General features: G+C 55.3%; 22 protein-coding genes and 5 pseudogenes. 16 read left to right on the top strand and 11 right to left on the bottom strand.

The window, feature by feature from the left end:
* Nucleotides 1-138: 138 nt before the first annotated feature.
* The 3 genes from ACP7BS_RS25720 to ACP7BS_RS25710 all read right to left on the bottom strand — a co-directional run bounded on the left by ACP7BS_RS25720 (nt 139) and on the right by ACP7BS_RS25710 (nt 1,691).
* Nucleotides 139-465, bottom strand: a complete 327-nt coding sequence (locus tag ACP7BS_RS25720) for a hypothetical protein (protein WP_426232222.1) — start codon at nt 463-465, stop codon at nt 139-141.
* A gap of 559 nt (nt 466-1,024) precedes the next feature.
* Nucleotides 1,025-1,270, bottom strand: coding sequence for a DUF982 domain-containing protein (locus ACP7BS_RS25715; RefSeq protein WP_426232267.1), 246 nt, complete (start codon nt 1,268-1,270; stop codon nt 1,025-1,027).
* 61 nt (nt 1,271-1,331) lie between these two features.
* Nucleotides 1,332-1,691, bottom strand: a complete 360-nt coding sequence (locus tag ACP7BS_RS25710; RefSeq protein WP_426240349.1) for a DUF982 domain-containing protein — start codon at nt 1,689-1,691, stop codon at nt 1,332-1,334.
* Between the two features lie 99 nt (nt 1,692-1,790).
* On the opposite strand from ACP7BS_RS25710, the gene ACP7BS_RS25705 reads away from it, so the two are divergent.
* Nucleotides 1,791-2,045, top strand: a complete 255-nt coding sequence (locus ACP7BS_RS25705; protein WP_426232220.1) for a hypothetical protein — start codon at nt 1,791-1,793, stop codon at nt 2,043-2,045.
* A gap of 677 nt (nt 2,046-2,722) precedes the next feature.
* On the opposite strand, the gene ACP7BS_RS25700 is transcribed toward ACP7BS_RS25705, so the two are convergent.
* Both ACP7BS_RS25700 and ACP7BS_RS25695 read right to left on the bottom strand, forming a co-directional pair.
* A complete protein-coding gene (locus ACP7BS_RS25700; RefSeq protein WP_426232219.1) occupies nt 2,723-3,010 on the bottom strand; it encodes a DUF2934 domain-containing protein in 288 nt (95 codons plus the stop codon).
* Between the two features lie 617 nt (nt 3,011-3,627).
* Entirely contained in the window at nt 3,628-3,762 is a 135-nt protein-coding gene (locus tag ACP7BS_RS25695) for a sigma factor (RefSeq protein WP_426240355.1), read from the bottom strand.
* 83 nt (nt 3,763-3,845) lie between these two features.
* On the opposite strand from ACP7BS_RS25695, the pseudogene ACP7BS_RS25690 reads away from it, so the two are divergent.
* Nucleotides 3,846-4,894: pseudogene (locus ACP7BS_RS25690) on the top strand (ISL3 family transposase); the annotation flags it as partial.
* A gap of 574 nt (nt 4,895-5,468) precedes the next feature.
* Here ACP7BS_RS25690 and ACP7BS_RS25685 read toward each other — a convergent pair.
* Nucleotides 5,469-6,770: a GGDEF domain-containing protein gene (locus ACP7BS_RS25685; protein ID WP_426240348.1), complete on the bottom strand. Its 1,302-nt coding sequence runs from the start codon at nt 6,768-6,770 to the stop codon at nt 5,469-5,471.
* A gap of 1,421 nt (nt 6,771-8,191) precedes the next feature.
* Nucleotides 8,192-8,491: a hypothetical protein gene (locus ACP7BS_RS25680; RefSeq protein WP_426232216.1), complete on the bottom strand. Its 300-nt coding sequence runs from the start codon at nt 8,489-8,491 to the stop codon at nt 8,192-8,194.
* 476 nt (nt 8,492-8,967) lie between these two features.
* Here ACP7BS_RS25680 and ACP7BS_RS25675 point away from each other — a divergent pair, with 476 nt between their 5' ends.
* Nucleotides 8,968-9,141 (top strand): hypothetical protein, encoded by a 174-nt coding sequence (locus ACP7BS_RS25675; RefSeq protein WP_426240347.1) that lies wholly within the window; start codon nt 8,968-8,970, stop codon nt 9,139-9,141.
* Between the two features lie 331 nt (nt 9,142-9,472).
* Here ACP7BS_RS25675 and ACP7BS_RS25670 read toward each other — a convergent pair whose 3' ends face one another.
* Nucleotides 9,473-9,751 carry a hypothetical protein gene (locus tag ACP7BS_RS25670; protein WP_426240346.1) on the bottom strand — a complete coding sequence of 93 codons (279 nt, stop codon included), beginning with the start codon at nt 9,749-9,751 and terminating at the stop codon, nt 9,473-9,475.
* Between the two features lie 311 nt (nt 9,752-10,062).
* On the opposite strand from ACP7BS_RS25670, the gene ACP7BS_RS25665 reads away from it, so the two are divergent.
* The 9 genes and pseudogenes from ACP7BS_RS25665 (at nt 10,063) to ACP7BS_RS25625 (ending at nt 17,613) form a co-directional block, all read left to right on the top strand.
* Nucleotides 10,063-10,242, top strand: a complete 180-nt coding sequence (locus ACP7BS_RS25665) for a hypothetical protein (RefSeq protein ID WP_426232214.1) — start codon at nt 10,063-10,065, stop codon at nt 10,240-10,242.
* Nucleotides 10,243-10,440: 198 nt separating this feature from the next.
* Complete coding sequence (locus ACP7BS_RS25660) at nt 10,441-10,668, top strand: hypothetical protein (RefSeq protein WP_426240345.1); 228 nt, start codon at nt 10,441-10,443, stop codon at nt 10,666-10,668.
* Between the two features lie 33 nt (nt 10,669-10,701).
* Nucleotides 10,702-11,295, top strand: coding sequence for an HAD family hydrolase (locus tag ACP7BS_RS25655; protein WP_426240344.1), 594 nt, complete (start codon nt 10,702-10,704; stop codon nt 11,293-11,295).
* Between the two features lie 28 nt (nt 11,296-11,323).
* Nucleotides 11,324-12,172, top strand: a complete 849-nt coding sequence (locus tag ACP7BS_RS25650) for a formate/nitrite transporter family protein (protein WP_426240343.1) — start codon at nt 11,324-11,326, stop codon at nt 12,170-12,172.
* A gap of 1,217 nt (nt 12,173-13,389) precedes the next feature.
* Entirely contained in the window at nt 13,390-13,566 is a 177-nt protein-coding gene (locus ACP7BS_RS25645; RefSeq protein WP_426240342.1) for a DUF982 domain-containing protein, read from the top strand.
* A 598-nt stretch (nt 13,567-14,164) separates the two neighbouring features.
* A complete protein-coding gene (locus tag ACP7BS_RS25640) occupies nt 14,165-14,689 on the top strand; it encodes a hypothetical protein (RefSeq protein WP_426240341.1) in 525 nt (174 codons plus the stop codon).
* Nucleotides 14,686-14,955 (top strand): hypothetical protein, encoded by a 270-nt coding sequence (locus ACP7BS_RS25635; RefSeq protein ID WP_426240340.1) that lies wholly within the window; start codon nt 14,686-14,688, stop codon nt 14,953-14,955. The genes ACP7BS_RS25640 and ACP7BS_RS25635 overlap by 4 nt, the downstream gene beginning before the upstream one ends.
* A 480-nt stretch (nt 14,956-15,435) precedes the next feature.
* Nucleotides 15,436-16,128: pseudogene (locus ACP7BS_RS25630) on the top strand (L,D-transpeptidase).
* A gap of 210 nt (nt 16,129-16,338) precedes the next feature.
* Nucleotides 16,339-17,613 carry a cation:proton antiporter gene (locus ACP7BS_RS25625; RefSeq protein WP_426232201.1) on the top strand — a complete coding sequence of 425 codons (1,275 nt, stop codon included), beginning with the start codon at nt 16,339-16,341 and terminating at the stop codon, nt 17,611-17,613.
* Between the two features lie 6 nt (nt 17,614-17,619).
* Here the strand turns inward: ACP7BS_RS25625 and ACP7BS_RS25620 are convergent.
* A pseudogene (locus tag ACP7BS_RS25620) lies at nt 17,620-17,757 on the bottom strand (DUF6481 family protein); the annotation flags it as partial.
* A 276-nt stretch (nt 17,758-18,033) separates the two neighbouring features.
* A complete protein-coding gene (locus ACP7BS_RS25615; RefSeq protein WP_426240339.1) occupies nt 18,034-19,044 on the bottom strand; it encodes a sensor histidine kinase in 1,011 nt (336 codons plus the stop codon).
* Between the two features lie 425 nt (nt 19,045-19,469).
* Here ACP7BS_RS25615 and ACP7BS_RS25610 point away from each other — a divergent pair.
* Nucleotides 19,470-19,643 (top strand): annotated as a pseudogene (locus ACP7BS_RS25610) (response regulator); the annotation flags it as partial.
* On the opposite strand, the pseudogene ACP7BS_RS25605 reads toward ACP7BS_RS25610, so the two are convergent.
* Nucleotides 19,606-20,087 (bottom strand): annotated as a pseudogene (locus ACP7BS_RS25605) (chemotaxis protein CheB). The pseudogenes ACP7BS_RS25610 and ACP7BS_RS25605 sit on opposite strands and share 38 nt — an antisense overlap.
* Nucleotides 20,088-20,404: 317 nt before the next feature.
* Between ACP7BS_RS25605 and ACP7BS_RS25600 the strand changes: the two are divergent.
* The 3 genes from ACP7BS_RS25600 to ACP7BS_RS25590 all read left to right on the top strand — a co-directional run bounded on the left by ACP7BS_RS25600 (nt 20,405) and on the right by ACP7BS_RS25590 (nt 21,452).
* Nucleotides 20,405-20,596 carry a hypothetical protein gene (locus tag ACP7BS_RS25600; RefSeq protein ID WP_426240338.1) on the top strand — a complete coding sequence of 64 codons (192 nt, stop codon included), beginning with the start codon at nt 20,405-20,407 and terminating at the stop codon, nt 20,594-20,596.
* A 293-nt stretch (nt 20,597-20,889) separates the two neighbouring features.
* Nucleotides 20,890-21,201 (top strand): DUF982 domain-containing protein, encoded by a 312-nt coding sequence (locus ACP7BS_RS25595; RefSeq protein ID WP_426240337.1) that lies wholly within the window; start codon nt 20,890-20,892, stop codon nt 21,199-21,201.
* 23 nt (nt 21,202-21,224) lie between these two features.
* Nucleotides 21,225-21,452 (top strand): hypothetical protein, encoded by a 228-nt coding sequence (locus ACP7BS_RS25590; protein WP_426240336.1) that lies wholly within the window; start codon nt 21,225-21,227, stop codon nt 21,450-21,452.
* The last annotated feature ends 265 nt before the right edge of the window (nt 21,453-21,717 follow it).

The following is a 21,717-nucleotide window of genomic DNA, read 5'->3' as shown; positions in this document are numbered from 1 at the left end:
GCGGCGCTCAGGACCGGGCAGGACTTCTATCTTCGGATTGTGACTAGTCATAATGGGCACATTACCTCGCACACTTGTTAAGTGGGAGATCGTGTCCGGATTTTTATGGGGCCATTACAACTCATAAAAATAGATGGGTTAGTCAAACAGCTTTAGCCTCGCTCCGGCTGCGTTCGCCTCATCCATAGATGCGTCCAATGTCGCCTTGAGGATGCGCAGCTCGGCCATAAGTCGCGGTCCAAGCTGCTGTTTTTGCCACTCGCCCAATTTATGCTGCCATTCGGCGACCTCTACGATCAGCTTACGCGACCGCTCTAAGGTTTCAGGATTGACCACTCTTGCAGCACGCTCCGCATTTCCGGCAAGTTCCACCAATTCGACGGTGCTTACTATCCATGTCGGAAGAGCAGTTCGCAGCGTTGCCACCTCAAAAACGACGGGTTCATCAGCCGGATAATTTGTCATTTGAAGTCCTAGTGTTGGAACGAGGTCGCGCTTCGGTCGTTAGACGCAGGCTTGAACGCTACTAAACCGGCCGCGGTGTCTTTTGTTCCGATGTGGAGATATTGCAGCTGCCATTGAGAGGAAGGGCTGATGATTTCGTCATTAACCGACGCGGTGATCTCGTTGTCGCGCTACGCGTCTAGCTGCAACCCGTGCGGCCATCGCCTGGTATGTCGGGGCTAAATGGACTTTGTGGGCTGATGAGGCAGAAACTCTTTGAGCCGATAGCGGTTCGTCATAACCGGTTCCCGCTGCTGTTCCAGCGGCACCCTAAGGCTGTCCCTCGCTTACATTTGACACGACCGTCGCGTTGCGCTTCGCGACTATAGATAATACCGCCGCCGTTTCTTCTCTCGTCCAACCCGCACGAAACGCTTCTTCGATTAGTTGCTGAACCTTACCGTCCAACGCCAAGACACAATCAGAGTCGCGTGCTGCGTACTGGCCATCTTGGGCCGGGGGTTTCACTGGATGAACTTGGGATTCCTAAACAGTGTTGTCATCCCATTCACCAGTTCCATTACGAGCTCAATCGATCACTTCCAGACGAGGCAATACCGGCCTCCTCCGCAGCCGATCGAAAAATCATACGCGCTTCTTCGATCGGCAAAACTCCTTCTAGGGCTTCCATGCAGACCACCCTACATTTTTGATACAGCGCGCTGCCTTCCGTCGGCCAAATCGTTAACAGGTAGTCCAAGGCGTCTTGCGGTCCTCCTACAAGTACCTTGCCACTCTCAGGGAACTGTAACCCAACGGGATTCATCCAAGAAATAGTCATCGATACTCCACATCTGCGACAACGCGAGGCGAGCGCCGCACCATAGTCAATGTAAAAGGTTCGCTTCCTTCGCGGCGACAATGAATATCTCGCGGGCCTCCTCGGCATCCTTGCGCCCTGCGATCGCAGCGCGGCAAGACTGCGCGCTCTGTACGCGCGCGAAATCCTCACCGAGGATTTTGGAATGAGCCTCTAGGGTATCTCGTCGACGCGGCGCGAGAATCTGACTGGTATAGTCAATGGGATTGATATGGATGTCCGGAACCACGCAACGGACCCAAACATTCCGACAGATTACGATAACCGGAACCATCGGCCGCCGCGCCGCCAATCGTGCCAGACTGGAAAAGCGCTTCGGGGTGGAGAGAGGAAGTGGGCCGCTCGTGTGGTCCGTGTGTTCGAGCATCAGTCCCGTTCGAACTTAATGTCCGCAGATCTGACGTTGGAAGTGAGACCGCCATGGGTTTGCATCTCGACCGGCTAGCCACACAACATGGGATCAGCCTTGACACGGCCGTCCCCCGACAAGGCGGAAGTACCAATTGCCGACGAGACGAAGTGGAAGGTTTTTGCCGCGTTGGGCGTGGATGAAAAATCGGGCCAAGCGCCTCTCAAAAAGCAGCCACCAAAGGTCATACCCAAATCGTACATGCCGAATATCCTCGAAAGGGCGCGCGTCTGGGGTATCAGTCTGCAACTCTACGAATTGCGGTCCGGGCGCAATTGGGGCATCGGGGACTTTGAGGACCTGATCGAATAGGGCGGCATGAAGAGAAGCCAGGCGCCTTAGCCTTGACCAGTTCCTCGGCTCTCGGCTTTTGTGGAAGGCGACATTGTCGAGGATCACGACGTCGCCCGGCGACAGGGTCGGTGCGAGCTTGGTTTCGACCCAGGTTTCGAAGATCTTGCCGTTCATGGCCTTGTTAACGATCCACGGTGCCGTCAAACTATTTCAGCGCAGGCCGGCAATGAAGGTCTGGGTCTTCCACGAGCCGAACGGTGCATGGCTACGATAGCGCTTTCCCCTTGGCGGCTATCCCGTTCGCTTGGTCAACTTCCTATTGGTCGAGGTCTCGTCGATGAAGATCAATTGCCCCAATGCTCTTGTTGAAGAACCGCCTGCGCCGGGTGATCCGGAGATCACGCGATCAGATGGAGGGCAGGTCGACTTAGCTCGTGGGTCACACGGATGTCGTGCCCGCTACCCCGAGCTGCGTATTGAATTTCTGCGCAATATGATCGGCGTTGCCACGGAGAAACTGTCTGGCGTTAGCGGGAAGAGCGCGCTCCGTCTCGCCCACCTCGACGGCTATCGCGACGCGATTGGGAAACACAACTGGAACGACAGAGCTCCGGATTCCAAAGCTACGAACAGACAGCTATTTTTCATGCTCGCCTCGCATGGCGGAAAGTCTCACGCAGCCGTCCTCAACAGGCCTACTTTCGAGCATTTCGAAGCGCTCCATCGATGATCCAGTAGAGGCCATGGGAGTAGCAGGCATCTGTAAGAGTCAGGGCCTCGCAACTCGCCGTGGATCGATCGGGTAAAGCTATCGCGGCCGAAAACATCACAGGTAGTGGAGCATCGGGGGCAGGCGATTGCATATCCTCGACGTCAATTTCCTGTTCCGCCCGTACCCAATGCTCGGCATGGCAACCATCTGGGTTTCCTTCAGTTTCCCACAACGAGTAGGCGCGTTCTTTAATGCGTTCACGGTCAATCATGACTTCTCCTCTTTTCAGTAAAGAACCAGGGAAGCAAGTCAGAGTTCCATGGAATCGACATCGGGGCCTGTCGGCTATCAATTAACCCGTCAAAGCACCTCGCTTCCAGCCGCCGGCCAAGATGAGCTAGCGCGCGGAAGGCGCGCGGGAGGAGGCGCCCTATGACCTTTGAAGGGGAACGCGCATGCGAAGACGCCGCCACAGGCCATCGGCCGGGGCAACCATGGTCCTGCTGCCCGCGCTTGATAATGGCAAAGGCTTACCGGCGCTGAAGGGGTCTTCGCAGCCGGAAATTAAGGTTCCATCTGGGCCTGCTAGGTTGTATTAGCCGATTTCGGGGATCTGGCCAATTCTAAACGCGATCGTTTTGGGTCGGTAGTCTCCAACTGCCGTGTCCACAGCCTGCTTCCACACAACGATACCATCATGTTCCCCAGTGATCGATCGCGCTTCGGCCACGGCCGCCTCCGCCATTCCTGAACAGCGGGGACGCCGAGATGTAAAGCCGCATCATCAGCAAGACCAACATGCTCTCGTTTGTTGAGGCCGAACTTGGTGCAGAAGGTATTGCGCATGATTGTGAACAGCCAGGATCGCAACTGTGTTCCCCCCGGAACCTAGTGTGCGTTGGAAATGCCTTTTACCAATGTTTCCTGCACGAGGTCGTCGATGTCGCTCGGCGAAGAGTGAAACCGTCGCGCAAAGTTCCGCAAAGAGGGAACATGCTCGAGGAGTGTGTTTAAGCATGGAATGTTGGGTCTGACTCATATTTAATGATTTCGCGGTCGAAACTGGCGCGGTTATCAGAAAGGAATCAGCAAAATCCATGGCGCCGGATGATGCTTTAAACGTCGTCGGCGTTGACGATTGGGCTTTCCGCCGCAATCACCGCTATGGCACCGTCGTATGTCATCTTGAGAAGCGAAGGATTATCAAACTTCTGCCCGATCGGGAGATCGCGACAGTTTCGACGTTCCTTGCTCAGCACCCCGAAATAGCGATTGTTTCCCGCGATCGAGGCGGCGGCTATCGTGGAGCTGCCGCCAAGGCTTTACCCCATGCCATGCAGGTCGCAGATCGTTGGCATTTGATGAGAACGCCAGCGCGGCGTTCCTCGACGTCGTGCGCAAATCCATGCGAGCGATCCGTACCGCGATTGGTGCTGCGACGATCAATCCTGCGCTACTCACTTGCGCTGAACGACTGCAATATGACAGCTATCTGCGGCGTGAGGACGTGAATTCGACAATCACCAAGCTCCTCCGATGGCGTTCCATAAAGGAAATCGTGCGACAAACCGGCTATAGCAGCGGAACAGTTCGCCAGATCGTCCGCGGTCACAGAACTGATGTGTTCCGTGTCAGACAAAGCTCCCTTGAGGCCTATCTGCCGCTGTTAGATCAACTCTGGGGATATGGGCAGCACAACGGCGCTGAACTCTGGCGACAGCTAAAGTGCAAAGGCTTCCGTGGTTGTTCTCGTGTCGTCGGGGAGTGGGCCGCAAGGCGACGGCGGTCTGAGCGGGTCTGCGATCAGCAACTTCAAAAAGTGCCATCCGCCAGAACGATTGCCCGATTGATGACAACTGCTCGCGATAAACTGAGTAAAGCTGACACAATCACCATTGCGGCCATAGAAGCCGGCGTTCCCGCCTTGATCCAAGCCCGCAATCTAATTGATCGGTTCCAGACAATGATCCGAAGGAAGGGCAGGACAGAACTCGACCCGTGGATCGCTGATGCGCGCGACAGTCTGTTCGCCCCCCAAGAAAAGGCAGCGGTGTCCGCCGCCATCACCGAACCTTGGTCGAACGGCCAGGTCGAAGGACAGATCAACAAGCTGAAGCTCGTTAAAAGGCAAATGTATGGGCGTGCCAAGCTGGATCACAGTTGGTCCTGGCGATGCGTGTCGGTCTTCTGGAGTTGCCACTCGGGAGCAGCTCTGCAAGGCGCGCTTCGAAGAGCTACAATTATTGTTGTGTCGGGGCTGGGATCGGAGGCGCCTGCATCCGAAACCGATCAAGCAGCGCCAAACGTTGATGTCGCTCTGGGCTTAGTGGTTGATGTCTCGACTTCGATCGATCCCGCCACCGCTGCCTGCCGCCGCCTTGAAGTCGCCTGAGGTCACCAAGGCCCTTCAAGCAACCCCCGTAGCCGCATTCCAATCTATTATGAATTGGTGAGCCCACAGAGCAAACGGACCATCCCGGCCTGGACAGGATTGGCGGCCCCGATGATGCAGAAGCGCCGCCGGCCTTATCAGGAGCATGGGTGCCGGGGGGTCGCAGAAGGGGCGGAACGACCATTTCCTCGGCGACCAGCGTAGGAAGCTGGCTCAACGACAGTTTTCTTAATGGACACATATCGCGCGAATTTGTTAAGTGGGCGGTCGTATAAGGATACTTATCGGGCCATTACAGTCAGCGCCTCGGACTGTTAGTCGACCACCTCGTCGCTGGTCATTCGGTCTCTGCAGTGGCAACGACCTGGTTCCGCCCCTGACTCTTGGCAAAGTACAGTGCGTGATCTGCTTGGCTCTGGAGGCGTTCAGCGGAAATGCGTCCACACTGTATAGTCATCGCCACGCCGATGCTGACCGTCACAATTGGCATCACGCGAGACAGAGGGTTGGGGAGGGACGCGGCCTCGACCCGTTTACGGATGGTTTCAGCTACCGCACAAGCAGCATGTTTGTCAGCGCCCGGGAGCAGGACCAGAAACTCTTCGCCTCCATAGCGGGCCACCTGATCATGATCATCTCTCAGGCTGCTCTGGATTATTCCGGCAACCTTCACCAGGCTGCGGTCGCCCTCCGCATGCCCAAGGCTATCATTCAGGCACTTGAAATCGTCAATGTCGCACATCAAAATTGCAGCGCCCCCTGAATTTTCTGCTGCTTTCCAACAATTTTTAAGCCGCTCCATCATCGAGCGCCTGTTAGCGACCCCCGTCAACGGATCCGTTCGCGCAAGCAGTTCGAGCTGGGCATTAGCATCAGAAAGATCGGCGAGGCGTCTGCGGTCGCGCAACTCCAGGAGGAATGTTTTGTGCGCGAGGATCGTTGCGGTTCGGCGCGCCACCAAGGTTGCACCAATGCCGCTCGCGAAGAAAAGGGTTCCTGCCACTGCACTTCCGGGCTGGATGTCCGGGTTTCCAAGCTGAAACACGAGGTAAAGACCAACGGCATACGCGCCGATCACCATAGCCCAGCGGAGCGGAATCGGAAAAATGACGATGGCGGTCACAGCGACGAAAAGCATGATCGTCAAATGCCGCTCGTAAAACTCACCACCCGTAGCAACCCCCACCAAAGCAACGGACAACAGAATAAAGAAAACGCCAACAAGCAGGACTGTTGCCTGCAGCCGCACAGCCCTTCGCTCGCGAAAAAAAATCGCGACCGTTATGGCGGCGGGTGGGAGGATCGCGGCCGGCAGAAGCATCGACAAGACAATCTCGGCAGGTAGCAAGAATGCGTTGAGACATAGCGTGAGGACGTCGAGAACAATAACCCAGATCATCCATGCCCTTATGATCTTAGACGTCTGAGGCCAGGAGCGCTCTTGGAAAAAACGAGACAGCTCGCTGTTTAGATGGATGTCTCGGGTTCGGCCACCAAGTTGGCGCGCCACCTCGTCTCCGATGACCGCAGTGGGCCGTTCGCTGGACGGCGGTGCGCCCTTGGGTTCTCCAGAAGCTCTGATCGGTTGCTCTTCCATCTCAACACGGTTTGCTAAACCTAAACGAAAAATTGGATGCATCGGTTAGCCTCGCACAGCCCGAGATTCAATGCATGATCTCACCGGCACCGCGCATTTGACGGTCAGATTTCCTTAGGGCGCTGTGTGTCAGGGCGAGGCTCACGCCCACTCCGCCGGGGGGCGACGGGCCCTCATTAAACCACAGATGCTTGCGCACTCTCCAGCCAAAAGAAAGATGCCAAATTATCAATCTGAATCTCCCCCCGCTTGCTGACGAGACTTACGCGGCAAATCTCCCATCACAGCATAGTTTTCGCCTGAGTGTCGCCACTGGAGCGATACGGCCGGGACAATCGTTGACCCCAATCACCCGAAGGGAAGCTCATCGATGGTTCTGATGATGTCTGATATGCTCCCATGTTCTCGATGAAGACGCCAAGAAGCTATTGATCTCCGTTCTCACTACGCCTAACCGATTGATATGTCGTCGAGCTTGTTGAACACTAAAACCGTGTTTTCTTGCGAGTGCCTCAAGCGAGTAGATATTCGAATCATTCAACATCTCAGACATTTGCGGCTCCTTTCACAGCGTGAACTCGCAAGAGCGACGGTATGTTCCGAATTTTCACCAAGCTGCGGGCTGCGTGGCAGCGGGTTTTCCCGGCTTGGATGCGGCGAGGTCGTTCTCAAGCGCACGTTTAATGGGCGCGCACTTTCGGTGAAGTGGTTGGGGTGTTCGTGCGCAGGGATGCGGTTGCTCTGTCCAACCTCCATTCGATCAGCCGCTTATGGATGCCATTGGCCGCATGGGCAGGTACACATATGCCTACACCCGCGATGAGGTTGAAATCGAGACGTTTAAACCGCAGGAATGGGAGCCGGAAGACCTCGAAGGCTGCCACGGAATGACCGGTGCCTGACATCAGCGGCCAGCCGTTCCAGAAGCTCTTAGGCAAGGCTTGAGCTAGTGCATCCGTGTCAACGAACTGTCCGAGGACAGATTGTTCGTAGGGGTGCCGAGGCTAATCGAAAAGTGGTCTCGGCTGTGCAAAAGGTCTCGGAAAGCCAGTCTGAAGAAGATGAAGCCTTCTTCGTCGGTGGCTTCAAAAGCTTGGTCGCCGACCTGCACGCCGAAGGAAATCTGTTCAGCTACAATTTCTCGGGCGGCAATGATTGCTTCACTTCGTACAATTTCCACATTTCGCCTGTTGCAACCATGTTTTGGCACCCGCATTCCCGTTCTTTGGTTCCGTCCATGAAACCTTTGACCCGTCGGCGAAATGTTGCATGGCTAATGAACCAATCACACCAGAAGTGGTAAACAACGGATACGCAATCATTGATTATTCGCGAATGATTCGCTGATCGTTTTCGTAAGTAAATGAAGCGCGGCTTCAGTTGAGCCATTTGTTCCTTCCCACGGCAGACTGGTCACATCCCCTACCAGTCTGCCGGTTCTTTTTTCCGTGCGGCTTTACTGCTTAGGGTTTGTTCGCGAAATTTGCTTTGGCGTCTTCAGCAAGCTTAATCTGCAGTTCACACTGCCGGATGGCTTCTAAGCCTTCCCGCTCTAATTCCTGCCCTTCGTCTGTATTGCCCGTTGCGATTGCATCGGAGAGTAGTTGTATCGCTATATCCGCTTCCTCAATGGCTTGTTCTGCTAACATTTTTTCTTCAGCGCCAACTGCATTAGCCGAGGTTTCTTTTGCGATGTCCAAGAATTTCTTGGCATAGTTCAAGTTGAATTCGCTTCTTTCTTTGAACCAGTCAAATGCAGGCATGTCAAAAACCTTCCTTTTAATTCGATTGATAAATTAATAACCAAATTACAGTCCACTAAATTACTGTCTACTAATATGTCGCTTCAGATGTGAGTGTGCAACGAAGCTTAGCGAAATCTCTTTTCATCACCCGCTTTTGCATTTTCCGAATGGGCAAGGCTTTGTCTGTAAATTGCGGCACCATCATCACAACTCATCAACAGCTGGTCTGGAAACACTTGAACCCACTTCACACCATCAGGCGAGCGCTAAGGCACGTTAAGCTTGGCGGTCTACGCGATAAGACAATAAAGCGGAAGGATGCAGCCAAAACCACGGTAGCCGTCGATCCGGTCAACAACGGCACGCCGCAATACCTGGCCTATCCCTCCCAGCTTTATGCTCGCCCGGCAGACGACCTCAACAAGCGGGGTCTTCGGCGGCGATAATTCCGGCGGCGAATCGAAGTCCAGCAACGAGAACCTCGGCATTGCCCCGTGTCGACCAAGCGTTTCCGCTCGGCACTTAATGCTCCCTATAATGCTCCGACACGGGGCATGCGCGTCGACGTCGATCTGACCAACGGCCAGACCGCGTGCTATGCCGGTTTCGCGACGGTTGCCTCCAACAAGGCAGGGGCTCTCCCTGGCGGTCCGGATCAGCGACGATGACGTGGGATGTTATATCAACAGATCCGACTGGTGAATGCTGTTCACGTCAATGAGTTCAGCAGAGCCACCACAGTTGGTCCTGGCGATGCGTGTCCGTCGCTGCTTGAGCAGAGGTTAAAGTTATTGTTGTGTCGGGGTTGGGATCGGAGGCGCCTGCATCCGAGGCCGATCGGCGAGAGCCCAACGTTGATGTCGCCCTGGTCTCGGCGGTCGATTTCTCAGCTTCGACCGATACCGCCACCGCTGACCTGCAGCGGACTGGTCATGCCGCCTCGCTCTGATCCATGCCGTGCGGTTCGGTATACCCCCCTGGGAGCAAGGCTCGCCCTGGTCACAATTCTCTGCGGTCCTTAGTTGGTTCTGGCGGTCTCCGGCTGTTGAACGACGAGAGCCGGGAGGCGTTCGAAGCTTTGCTTGCTGCGATCGATAGGCACTGGCCGGGAAGTCCATAGAGACGCAATTCGATGTTGCCAAGTTTTTCCGGTTCGGCGTCAGCCACAAACTTGGGGATTGCCATGACGCTTCCAGCAATGAATGTGAGAGAAAGCGTGACGCCCAGGAAAGGCAGGATGGGCAGGATGGGCAGGATGGGCAGGATGGGGCATGTCATCGTTGGCTCCTGCGTTTCAAGACCCAGACCGCACAAACCCCACGGCGGGCGTCTGGAACGGTTTCTCAGTGGGCTTTAGCGGGGAATTCCTGACCAGAACCGCTTCCCCATCAGGGAGATGGTGGCTGCAGCGTAGGCGTGCCACGAACTGCCAGTCCTGACGCGTTTTAAGAGCTCGCTCGCTTCGGACACGATCTTTAGCGGGTAAATCGCTTCCGCTCCATGGGGCTTACGGACATGATGGCATTGGTGGCAAAACTGTACGGGAACTTTGTTCAATACTGCGGGTTTGTCGGGCTAAGGAGATCGCAATGACCGAAGAAAACGAACGTCCGGAACAAGACCCAGCAGAGGGGTCGCGCGAAACGATCGAGAAAGATCTGAAGCGGCAGGAGAAGTCCAGCCAGCCCAACGAGGAAACCAATGGCAACGGAAAGGCAACGCCCGTTCCTTCTCCGGGGGCAGAGGCAGCCGAACCATCGCCCGAATGACGGAAGTAAGGGGCATAGAACGGGCCGGCTCGTGTTGCCTCTTTTAAATGCGGGCGCCCCCATTCTTCGCGTTTGCCAAGTCCGTCGTGCCAGCCGGTGATCCTGCATTAAATGCGATGGGCGTGAACATTTGAGCCCGACAGTGGTTGATTGGGTAAAACAGCTCCCCGGTAACCCTGCGTTCAAAGGAGACTTGCGATGCAGACCATCGATGATTGGCTAGATGACAGAGTGCAAGACGTCATCGGCGTTCCCGGACTTCACTACGAAAAGGCAGGTTTCCAGCCCCAGGCGAAGCAGCTTTGGATCCAGGCGCAAGCAGCTGGATACAGCGCGACGCAACTGAAGGACGCTTGCGGGGGAGACGTCGAGCAATACCTGGTCGAACAGCAAAACGCCATGACTGACGTGGCTCGACAACGATAATGCACTGGATAATCGTCACTTTGGGATCCCATTATGCAGATCAAAGCAATCCTTTTTGATATCGACGGCACCCTGGTTGATAGCAACGACATGCACGTCGATGCTTGGAAAGAAGCTTTTTCCCGTATCGGAGTAACGATTGAGCAAAATGTAATCCACGACCAGATCGGCAAAGGGGCCGATATGCTTCTTCCCGCGCTCCTTCCGGACCTGGATGACTTGGGACGAGAAAAGCTTGGCGAGGCGCACAATGATATATTCAAGGCCAAGTATCGGAGCGACGTGCAGCCCTTTCCTAAGGCACGTGACCTTTTAGCTCATGTGGACAGACTCGGACAGAAGGTCGTGCTGGCTTCTTCCGCCTCGCAGGACGATCTCGATTACTACCTAGACCTTCTTGGAGTTCGCGATCTTATCGCAGCGACGACAAGCAGCCGTGACGTGAAAAACACCAAGCCGGCACCTGATATTTTTTCGACAGCCCTCTCTAAAGTGAAGGGGATTTCTGCTTCAGAGGCAATCGTCGTGGGGGACACGCCATACGACATCGAAGCAGCCCGAAAATGTGGAATTGCCACAGTCGCGGTTAGATCCGGCCGCTTCACCGACGAAGTGCTGGTGGAATGACCCGGCGCGCAATCGCGGAGAGATGTAGATGTTAGATAGCAGCGTTCCAGCACCCGATCTTGAGGCCCAGCCTTCCGGCAATATGTCTGAGGAGGATAAACGGGAAGTCAGTGACAGGGGCGCCGGATCTGCCAGGGTGGTTCACGAGGTCGTTCGGCTGCAGGGCGACGAAGAGCTCGACCGTCCCGCCCGGTCTTTATTGTTTTCCGGGTTCGCGGCCGGCGTGGCAATCTGCGCTTCAATATTAGCAGAGGCATTCCTTTATATGCGGCTGCCCGAAGCGCCATGGCGGGAGCTGATTGTGTCGCTCGGGTATACCGTCGGCTTTGTCGTCGTTATCCTTGGTAACCTGCAACTGTTCACTGAAACGACTGTGACCGCAGTTCTTCCACTCGCAACTCATCCAACCGGCCGCAACTTTGGCAGGCTTCTTCGCTTGTGGGCCTTCGTGTTCCTCGCAAACATGGTAGGCACCCTCCTTGTCGCCGCGTTGATCGGCAATCAAATCATCGTGGGACCCGATGAGCTTGGCGCGGCACTGGAAGTGTCCAGAGCGATTCTAAAACATGATTTCCTGAAAACCTTGCTGTTGGCAACACCGGCAGGTTTTTTGATTGCCTCCATTGCATGGATACTGCCCAACGCCCGCGGCAACGAGTTCTGGGTCATTGTCTTGATCACTTACGTGATCTCACTTGGCGGTTTTAGTCATGTCGTTGCCGGCTCCGGTGAAGCCTGGTTGCTGATGTTGGCCGGCGAAACGACGCTATTCGGGGCTGTCGGCGGCCTTATTCTCCCCGCCCTCCTTGGCAACATCATCGGTGGCACTGGCCTCTTTGCCGTAGTTGCTCATGGCCAAGTACGGGACGAGATTTAAAGGGCCGCGAGCGGGTTGCAGCGGCCAAAAGGACGTTGATAAGCCCGGTTTTGCCCCGCATGCTCGGCTACGGCGACCGCTCTAAGAGGTGAGTTGAGGTTCGGCTGATTGGAAATGAAATGCCTCGGACCAAAAGGTCCGGGCTGAGCGTGCATTAAATTTACACGCAGTGTTTACGTCGTACACGGGTGGGGGGTGCTCGCGCGGCCGACCAGATTCTTAGTACAATGAGCAGGTAATCGATTGAATTTACACCAATCTCTCATTTGCCGAGTTTAACAACTCCGTCACTTTTTGTTTCCGCATGGAGTTCAACAATCGTGCACGCGATGTGTTGATACTGAACATGAAAAAAACTATGTCTCGAAGGTCGCTGCCGCTTCCGATCAAAGGGCGAAAAATGAGATTTATGTGCAAAGCCGTAATGCGACTTGTCTATTATCTCTATCCAAAGCTACCGATGGTGACGTGCCGTGCAGTTATCGTCAATATCACAGAGGGGTGCGCTTAACTGCGGGACTTTCACGGACGTTCCTAACCACTTTTACGTTGTCATAGGGACATTTATCTACGCGATCGGCTGCGAAGGGTGGTAGCGCACCTATTGGCAGGAAAAATGTCGTCGATAGCTGCACTGCCATCTCCTCCATCTAGCTGGCGCGGAACACGTTTGTGCCAGCTTCTCTTGATGTCGTGAACGAGGGCAGTTTCTGCGTCTCACCACTTTCAATGACTCCCTAACTGCCGATAGCTACAAAAGTTCATCTTTTGTTTTCAAAATATGAAACCACGTCACATTAGTCGGCTTGGTCAAATGCTGACACTTACAAGCGTTGAACGTGTGAAACGGCCGTCCGGATTTGACATAACCGGACTCAACTTAACGATTATCGTGAGGGGCTGTTACCTGCCGACACATATCGAATTTGCCCAAAACATCGTTTCCCGACACCGTTGTAGACCGGTGCCAGTCAACCTGCGTGTATCGTCGACCTCGAAATGCTTTCAAACAAAACATTAGTATTTCGCAGGGGAACTATCCGACAGCGTCGTTGTTGGTACGCAATATATAGAGCGTGGCGATCTGCAGCGGACGCCGTCCAGAGGCCAAACTCTCGAACCAGCCTTTAGACCGAGCGGAAAAGAGAGGCAACCTCGCAAGACGGCATGGGTCCTCAAGCGGATGCCGCCCGCAGGAGACGGTTGAGGTGTAACGTATGACTTGGAAGCCGATAATTGTTCACTTGCCAATGGCGGGTCCGCAGACCATCCATGGACCATACGCCGCGCTCATTGCGCTCCTTATCGACTGGCCCGAGCGACGATCAGCACATCATCGGGCAGCGATGAGGCGCGTGAAGCGTTTCAGGCCGCGGTCATGCAAGCCGGAATAGGTGTACCACAGAAATCTCGAGTCGGCGCAAAGAGTGCAAGACATTCGAAATTGGTGAGCGGTTGATTAGGCGGCCCCAGATTGACGGCGGCCGATGGGGCCTACGATCGATATTGCCTACGGCATCGTGGAAACGCTCTGATAACCTTGAGACCAGACTTCGATCCGCTCCAATGGCTCAACGCCACGTAAGGTGGTAGTCAAGGTGAGAGAAGCAGGTGCAAACCAGCGCGGCAGGATCGCTCGGGCTTCACTCATAGCGGTCGCAGCAAAGCTTTCAGGTGGCTCGTAAGAATGCCGGGATAAGTCCCCATCCACGAGCAATATTAGTAGAAGAAATTCCTATATCAAGCAGAAATGGTCTGCTCTGCCGTAGCCGCCAGCAGTGCCGAGTGGTGTGCCATGTACCATGTCTTTGACCCGGTGCGATCATTTCGCCTCCCCGCCATGTGTATTTTATAAAATTTTGCGGCAGGTGGAACAAATCGAAACATGACGCGTTTGATGGTATGATCGAAGCGTCACGCGATACGCTCTTTCCGGATTGACGTGCTTCACACCACGACGTCGAAGCACCATCCGCCGATCGGACCATTTCCATGGCTTTAATCAAAACAGCGGCAACCGCTGCTGCAATTGCCTGTGCCCTGTTCGGTACCCCTGTGCTTGCTGCATGCAACATATCAGATGCCAAGCTCGCGGACGCGATCTCACAAAAACCAGAGCTGCGTGATCCGAATAATCGATACCTCGTGCTTAACCTTCGGACCATGCGGGATGCGGCCTTTCTACTTTGGACCTATGGCCTAGAGGATGATTGCGAGCGCCTCCTCGGCAATATCCGCGAGTTGATCGCTGCCCCATCGCTGGGCGAGCGTGGTACAACCGACGAAGACGCCGTTGATCAGCAACAGGCCGCAGGTGAACCCCTGCAGCAACGACTTGGTAAAATAAGGGGTAGCCGCGGCACTCTCAATGAAGGCCCGCTTGTCCCAATCAGCGCGTTGGATCCCGGCCTGCTTGTCAACGAAATTGTCGGGGCAGAAGTCCGGACCTCAGACGACCGCATCGTCGGTGAACTCGCAACGTCGTCATCGGGACGAAAGACCAAAAGGACTATGTGATTGTCGCCTCTGGCGGGTTTTTCGTGCCAGGTAAAGACAGTCTCGTTGTTCCGCTTTTGTCATTGGTCATCGACCGCGCAAGGACGAGCTTCTTCCTACCAATCTCCAGCGCCCAGGTGAAATCCGTGCCGCTCATGCCCGACCAGGATTACGTCTGGCTTGACGATAGGGCATGGCGCACTAAGAACGATGCCATCTTTCAGAGCCTGATGTCGAAGACATCGCCGCTCGAACAAAATACCACCCCCAAGCCGGATAAGAAATGAGCGCCCCAGTCAGCATAGCGCTGGTGGTAGAGGACGAGGCCGTGATTGCCATGCTGGGTAGCGATTTTGCTTCACGACATAGGGCATATCGTTCTTGAAGCGCGGACCTGTACGGATGCGATGGCGCTGCTGGCAACGGGGGAAGGAATTTCACTTGTCTTCACTGATGCCGGTCTCGCTGACGGCTCTTCCGGCGCCGACCTGGCGGTCCTGGTGAAGCACGCGTTTCCTTCTGTCCGTATCTTAGTCACGACTGGGCGGGTCGAGCCCCCAAGCCTGCCCGATAGTATTCCGTTCATACCCAAGCCCTATACCCGGGCATGTCTCACCAGAGCGCTGGATATACAGATTGCTCTGTCGATTTTTGGCATCATGAACAACGAACCATACCAGCAACATCCTGAAGCCATCCAAAAATCATCCGTCGGCCGTCGGAATTGCGCACCCCGTCCCCCGCCGCCACAGCACATAATTCACCGGATCACATCATCACAATCATCATCTGTGTTACCTCGTCGCCACTTGTTACTCTGTGCAGGTCTGGCGCCGCTCTCTGCGCTGCAAAGCTGCAGTACAACTGACATCGGCTCTCTCATGCCGGAATTTCTGAACCGGACCCCCGGCAAAATACCCAGCCCGGCCCCGCCCAAATATATGCGGCAACCACCGACGAAGGTTTTAACCTGCCGGAATCCCTATCGTCAAATCGAAAAGCGCTTTTACCGGCAGCGCATTAGCGATCCGACAGGCGAACGGGCTGGCACTGTTGTCGTCGACACCAAACGCTGGTTTTTATACTTGGTCGAGCAGGGTGGCACTGCAGTACGCTACGGTGTCAGTATCGGTAAGGACGGCTTCGGCTGGCAGGGGGAAGGGGTCATTCAGTGGCGGAAAAATGGCCGCGCTAGAATCCATCCGACGAAATGGTTGCACGGCAACCGAAGTTGACACGATACTCGATTGGAAATGGCGGCATGGCTCCAGGCGTTGATAACCCGCTTGGCGCCCGCGCCCTGTATATTTTCCCGAATGGGGAGGACATGCATTATCGCCTGCATGGAAATCCCGACTGGCGATCGATTGGGAAGGCGCAATCATCGGGTTGCGTCCGGTGATGTCATCGACCTCTACAATCGTGTCCCTGAAGGCGCTCGCATTGTTGTCAGGCAGTGACAGCATCCTAATTAAGAAATCGGGGGAATACTCTTTCACAAATACGATCTTTCTACACGTCCCATTGCGCACTCCCCTTTTCGCCACTATCGGCAGGGGATCGCTATTCGGCCGGTTTTGACTGAGTAAGACAAGTTGGCGAAGGCCAATCGTCCAGCCGTACCTTCGATGTGCACGCGTAGGCGGACCAGAACATTCGACGGAGCGGCCATGGACCCCTACATCGTAACGCTCACCATCCTGGGGATCGTCATTCTTCTGACGGCATGGCTGCCGATGGTATTGCGGCGCATGCCAGTGTCGCTTCCCATTTTGTGTATCGCCATCGGCATGTTTCTGGCCTGGTCTCCTTATCGACTGCTGCCGTCGTTCAATCCGCTGGAGAACAGGGAATTCACGGAAAGGATGACCGAGATTGTCGTCATTGTTGCTTTGATGGGCGCCGGTCTCAAAATTGACCGACCCATCGGGTGGCGACGCTGGAGGACGACCTGGCGCCTGCTGGGCATCGCGATGCCGCTCACGATTGGCGCCATCGCGTTTCTCGGGTTCTCGATACTTGGCCTGGGGCTCGCGTCTGCCCTGTTGCTGGGTGCCGCACTTGCTCCGACAGACCCGGTTCTTGCCAGCGATATCCAGGTTGGACCACCAGGGAGCGGGATCGAAGATGAAGTTCGGTTTGCACTGACATCCGAGGCTGGCCTCAATGACGGATTGAGCTTTCCATTCGTCCATCTCGCCATCGCCATAGCGCTCGCCGACAAGGACGGCTCGGCGGTTTTCCAGCACTGGGCTGCCGTTGATATCGTTTGGCGTCTGGCAATTGGCGTGGCATTGGGATGGGCCGCTGGCAAACTGTTCGGTTGGCTGGCGTTCAAGATCAGCGTGAGAAGTCTATCGCGGACGAAAGACGGGTTTGTTGCGCTTGGGATGACCTTCACGGCCTATGGGATTACGCAGCTCCTGGGCGGCTACGGGTTCCTCGCCGTCTTTCTGGCAGCAGTGGCTTTCCGTCAAGCCGAAAGGGAACACGACTTCCACCAGCAGCTGCACGACTTCGCAGAGCAAATCGAGCGTCTGTTGATGATGATTCTTCTCGTCTGTCTTGGAGCCATTGCGGCCAGCGGATCTCTGTTCGCCAATATCGACTGGAAGATCGTGACCGTTGCCGCACTAACGCTCGTGATCGTGCGCCCTGTCCTCGGGCGGCTAAGCCTAACCGGAACGGGTCATGCGCCCGGCGAGAGTATCATCATTGCAATATTCGGGATCAGAGGCTTGGGATCGATCTATTATCTTGCCTATGCGACCGGCCAGGCCAACTTCGACAAGGTTGAGATTGTCTGGGCCACCGTGCTCTTGATCATTCTTGCTTCCATTGTCGCTCACGGTGTGGCGGTCACACCGACGATGCGATGGATAGACAGGAAGATGGCGCATGTCCGTCGAAGGAATGCCTTGCCGGCAGCCCCTCTGAGAGACTGACGAACGTCAGGCCTGGCGGGCTTTGTGGTTTGCGAACCGGCGATCGAGTTCAGCTTTGCGGGCTGCTTCATCCTCAAGAACACGTGCGATACGGCACTTGTCAGCCAGCTCGCGCGCATCGGTTTCAGCTCTAGCGGACGCTGCAACGGGGGCGTCGCGTTCCACTGTTTCCGGGCGATGCGGGTCTGCTCGTCGAATTTTAACTGCTCGCGCCCAGTGCGGGGGTTTCTCGAGCTTCGGCGACTGGCACGCGCGGATCAAGGCAACCTTCACAACTCTGTTCAAACGCGGGGAGGATCGGATTTCTGACGACATAGCCCGAGCATTTTTACCAAAGTGACTGACGTGCGAGCACTGGCCCCCTTTTTGGATGAGGCGAACACGGCTGCGGCGCAGCGCAAGCTTTTTGACCAAAAGTCTTTACGCTGCCAAACGCGTCGGGTCGACCAGCAGGGTCACGACAAGACCGTCTTCTGCCCAATTGTAGTTGATCGTACCGCGCAGATGCCCGGTAACACTACGCGCCACAAGCTTGCTTCCATAGCCCCTCATCCCCTCAGGCGTCTTGATCCTTGGACCGCCACTCTCCGTCCAGACAATGGTGACGGCTTCGTTATGCGCTGAACAGGAAACATCGAGCGTGCCCGTATCAACAGACAGTGCGCCATATTTCAGGGAATTTGTTGCCAGCTCGTGAACGATCAGCGCGACGATGGTCGTCGCGGCTTCTCCGACACTCATTCGAGGCACCGACACGCGAATACGACCGCTAAAGGCCCCGAGATCGTCGTAAGGGGCAAGGAGCACGGTCAGCAAATCGCCGAGCAGCGCCGAGGGGGCTTCCGTCTGACCGGGGACAGGCCGGACGAGATCGTGAGCGCGCCCCAAAGCGGTTAGCCGAAGCGTCAATTCGCGGGCCATGTCGCCGACAGTCGATGTCGATCGCGAGGTGATCGCCGTTAGGCCGGAAGCTATAGTCAGAAGGTTTTTGACCCGATGGCTCATTTCGCCGGCGAGCAATTCCCGGCCTTCCTCGGCTTGCTTGCGACCTGTGACATCAATGAAAATGCCAAACATGATCCGCCGGACCATTCCGACATCATCACCTTGACCCCGCGCGGAAATCCACTTGAGTTCGTCCCCGATCATAATCCGGAAATCGATCTCATACGCCCCGATGATAGCACGCGTAGCCGTGAAGGCGGCCCGCACCCTGTCGCGATCGGCTGGATGTATGTGTGCGGAAAGATCTTCGAAGGTAACGTCGACGCCGCGTGGAATTCCCCAGAGGTCATAGGAATGGTCGTCCATCGCAAAGGCGTCGGTATCGACATTCCAGGACCAGAGAGTGACCCCGGCCGCCTCGATAGCGCGGATGAGGTTTTTCGGTTCCCACAGAAGGGGTTTAAGGGTCTCAGGCGTCGTCGTCATTAAAGCTCCAAAATTTCGGTCATCGGCTTGCGAGATCGAAGACCGTCAGCACACCTTTTCACGCTGGCGAACTGTATAATCAAAACTGGCTTCGTATGTCGAGACATACACTACATCAGGGTGGTGCCAACGCACTCTAGCGGACTGTGACGCTGCGCTCTTCAGCCAGCTGGTCTATTCCCGGTGCTGAAAACACTTAGCTACGAGTAGACCACAAAACGTCCTTCAAGGCATATCGTAGTAGTTGACAGTCCAATGGAACAAGCTCGCCCCACGCTTCACCGTTGCGCAAATTGGCATTAGGTAGGCAGGATGCGTCAGACTATCCGCGTCGGGATACGTTGGAACAAATCAGCACTTTGAGGGTTCCATAGTGTCAACGGCAGGCGAATACCAGCCCAGACCCTCTCTAGGCGGTCGTCCTTGTGGTGGAGGATGAGCCGCTTTTGATGATGATGGCAATCGATCTTGTCGAAGAGGCCGGGTTTGAAGCGGTAGAGGCGACAAACGCTTTTGAAGCTGTTCAGATCCTTGAGGCAAGAGCTGATATCCGCATCGTTTTTACAGATATCGATATGCCAGGAGGCAGGGATGGCATGATGGCAATCCTGCTAACTCCGCCAGCGGGAGGCAGTAGTTTAACGCAACATGGGCAGCTGCGCTTGTCGGCATGTCGGGATAGGCCGCACCATACGCAGCCTGGGCGATGGCAATCCCCCCGCGGCGTTTGATTTCATATAGACGAGCCATCCCATCATTTGAATTACCCGTCAAGATCAGCCGATCGCGGCGGGGCCGTAGCTCTCAGCCACGCTCCGGAACAACGGGTCCACAGCGGGTTGAGCGCAGTTTTCCTTCGGACCACGAAGGAGAAGGGCCGATCCTTCATCAACAATCATATGCCTGTCCGGTGGTGCTACATAGATTTGACCAGCTACGCGTGGCTCCTCTGGTTTCAAGGTCGAAGGCGATTGGAGTCTCGTTTTCCAAGTTGTGTAGAATACATAACCACGGGGGAAGCATTTCCCCCAAGTAGAATTCATGAGCTACTCTTCGCATTCATGACCAAGCTACGGTCATTGAAGCGACCGGCTGGCAACCCTTAGCGCCAAGCGTAAGCTCTTAGGACCTCAGATATGTGACGATCAGCATTAACTTCGCGGCGATGACCGTCTTGGCTACTCGCTTCGATTCCTCGAAATTGCCACGGCACGCCAACCAAACGGGATCTTGCCCAGGGCATCTGTACCCATCCTCTATTTACGATCCTTACCTTGGGACACTCCAACGAAGCCACGAACAGTTGCTTGCAGCAACCTGAAGGTGTTTACTTGCACGATCGTTGTGGAGGAACATTGTCATGGGCGGCAAACAACCAACTGGGTCGGACATTCGATTGTGGACAGCACGCGTTAAGGCTGAGCAAGAGAAGGGAACGCCTGTCGAAGACATACATGCCGTACTTACCCAGATGATCGAGGCATGGCTGGCAGTTCAATACGGCAGTAGTGCTGGTTCAACGATCAAGTCTAATGATGGGAAATTGATCTAGTGATTTACTGAAAGGGTAAGCCGTCGCTGTGGGTGCATGGTCACGTCTATCAACACGTTGACTAACGCATAGGCGAGACCAAGGTGGTCGCCAACCCGCGCGGGCACCCGGGGAACGGTTGGGCTTCAAACCTAATATTCTGGTCCTTACAATGGATAAAGGAGGAAAATTATCACGGAGCTCGGAATTCGGCATAGTGGCGTACGGAAGCGGACAGGAACAAATGGCTCGCCAATTAGTATCTACCTTGAAGCGCCATCGCACCAAACGTCCATTCGAGGTTGGAGGACTACATGACTTGGAAGCCAATCATTATTAATCTGGAAACATCGGGCAGACAAACAATCCACGGTCCATACGCCGCCCTAATGGCGCTTATGATAGACTGGCCTTGCGACACAATTGTTTCCCGGTTAGCGATGACCGCATGTCTCGAGGCAATTGATGCGCCCGGGGCCGCCCGAGCCGCCGCGGCTTGGAAGGCGTTTAGTTCTTCGGTTTCGGATGCAAGTGTTGATGCACAGCGTCGCCACCCGTTGCCTTTCGTAAAGCGCCATGCATTTTCCCAGTCGGCGCGGGAGATTTCGCGCCCAACAGCGCCCTGACAGTGCTGCAGGAGCCCGAGGGCATGAAGCAGGGTGCCAACAGCAGGGGTTCAATTGGTTACACAGGCCCCAAGCCGCCCGTCGGCGATAACGCTCATCTTTATCATTTCCAGGTCTTTGCACTGGACGTCGACACGCTTGGGCTTGAACCGGGCGCACAGCGCCCATGGAGGGCCATGTGCTTTCAAAAGGTGAGATCGTCGGAACATTTGAACGCAAGATGGCATCGAAATAGGAGTACTGCGAGGTAAGGGCTATGACTTTGCACTGTTAGCATGACATCCATTGGCGAAAACAATCCCTATGGAAGGACGCTGGGTGACATACAGAACTGATCTGGTTGCCATCAATCTATGCGCGCCCCAGCGTGGCCCGCACCTCCATCATTCGACGTCCTCAACGTCGCTGGGGGCGGGCAATAGCTAATTGCCCCGTCAAGCGACCAAAGTCCTCCGCTTCCGTGTTTAACATTTTAATATGCGATAACTCTAGGCGTTATAAGCCCCGGGGTGCTCA

This window comes from Pararhizobium sp. DWP1-1-3 (assembly GCF_049896125.1).
In the GTDB taxonomy this organism is placed as follows: Bacteria; Pseudomonadota; Alphaproteobacteria; order Rhizobiales; family Rhizobiaceae; genus Pararhizobium.
This window is presented reverse-complemented; position numbering and strand designations above follow the sequence as displayed.

Bases quoted from the DNA above. Each gene is read 5' to 3' on its own strand.
- ACP7BS_RS25720 (WP_426232222.1), bottom strand. From the start codon at position 465: ATGACAAATTATCCGGCTGATGAACCCGTCGTTTTTGAGGTGGCAACG.
- ACP7BS_RS25715 (WP_426232267.1), bottom strand. From the start codon at position 1,270: ATGAATCCCGTTGGGTTACAGTTCCCTGAGAGTGGCAAGGTACTTGTA.
- ACP7BS_RS25710 (WP_426240349.1), bottom strand. From the start codon at position 1,691: ATGCTCGAACACACGGACCACACGAGCGGCCCACTTCCTCTCTCCACC.
- ACP7BS_RS25700 (WP_426232219.1), bottom strand. From the start codon at position 3,010: ATGATTGACCGTGAACGCATTAAAGAACGCGCCTACTCGTTGTGGGAA.
- ACP7BS_RS25685 (WP_426240348.1), bottom strand. From the start codon at position 6,770: ATGCATCCAATTTTTCGTTTAGGTTTAGCAAACCGTGTTGAGATGGAA.
- ACP7BS_RS25680 (WP_426232216.1), bottom strand. From the start codon at position 8,491: ATGCCTGCATTTGACTGGTTCAAAGAAAGAAGCGAATTCAACTTGAAC.
- ACP7BS_RS25670 (WP_426240346.1), bottom strand. From the start codon at position 9,751: ATGACATGCCCCATCCTGCCCATCCTGCCCATCCTGCCCATCCTGCCT.
- ACP7BS_RS25665 (WP_426232214.1), top strand. From the start codon at position 10,063: ATGACCGAAGAAAACGAACGTCCGGAACAAGACCCAGCAGAGGGGTCG.
- ACP7BS_RS25660 (WP_426240345.1), top strand. From the start codon at position 10,441: ATGCAGACCATCGATGATTGGCTAGATGACAGAGTGCAAGACGTCATC.
- ACP7BS_RS25655 (WP_426240344.1), top strand. From the start codon at position 10,702: ATGCAGATCAAAGCAATCCTTTTTGATATCGACGGCACCCTGGTTGAT.
- ACP7BS_RS25650 (WP_426240343.1), top strand. From the start codon at position 11,324: ATGTTAGATAGCAGCGTTCCAGCACCCGATCTTGAGGCCCAGCCTTCC.
- ACP7BS_RS25645 (WP_426240342.1), top strand. From the start codon at position 13,390: ATGACTTGGAAGCCGATAATTGTTCACTTGCCAATGGCGGGTCCGCAG.
- ACP7BS_RS25640 (WP_426240341.1), top strand. From the start codon at position 14,165: ATGGCTTTAATCAAAACAGCGGCAACCGCTGCTGCAATTGCCTGTGCC.
- ACP7BS_RS25625 (WP_426232201.1), top strand. From the start codon at position 16,339: ATGGACCCCTACATCGTAACGCTCACCATCCTGGGGATCGTCATTCTT.
- ACP7BS_RS25615 (WP_426240339.1), bottom strand. From the start codon at position 19,044: ATGACGACGACGCCTGAGACCCTTAAACCCCTTCTGTGGGAACCGAAA.
- ACP7BS_RS25600 (WP_426240338.1), top strand. From the start codon at position 20,405: ATGGGCGGCAAACAACCAACTGGGTCGGACATTCGATTGTGGACAGCA.
- ACP7BS_RS25595 (WP_426240337.1), top strand. From the start codon at position 20,890: ATGACTTGGAAGCCAATCATTATTAATCTGGAAACATCGGGCAGACAA.
- ACP7BS_RS25590 (WP_426240336.1), top strand. From the start codon at position 21,225: ATGAAGCAGGGTGCCAACAGCAGGGGTTCAATTGGTTACACAGGCCCC.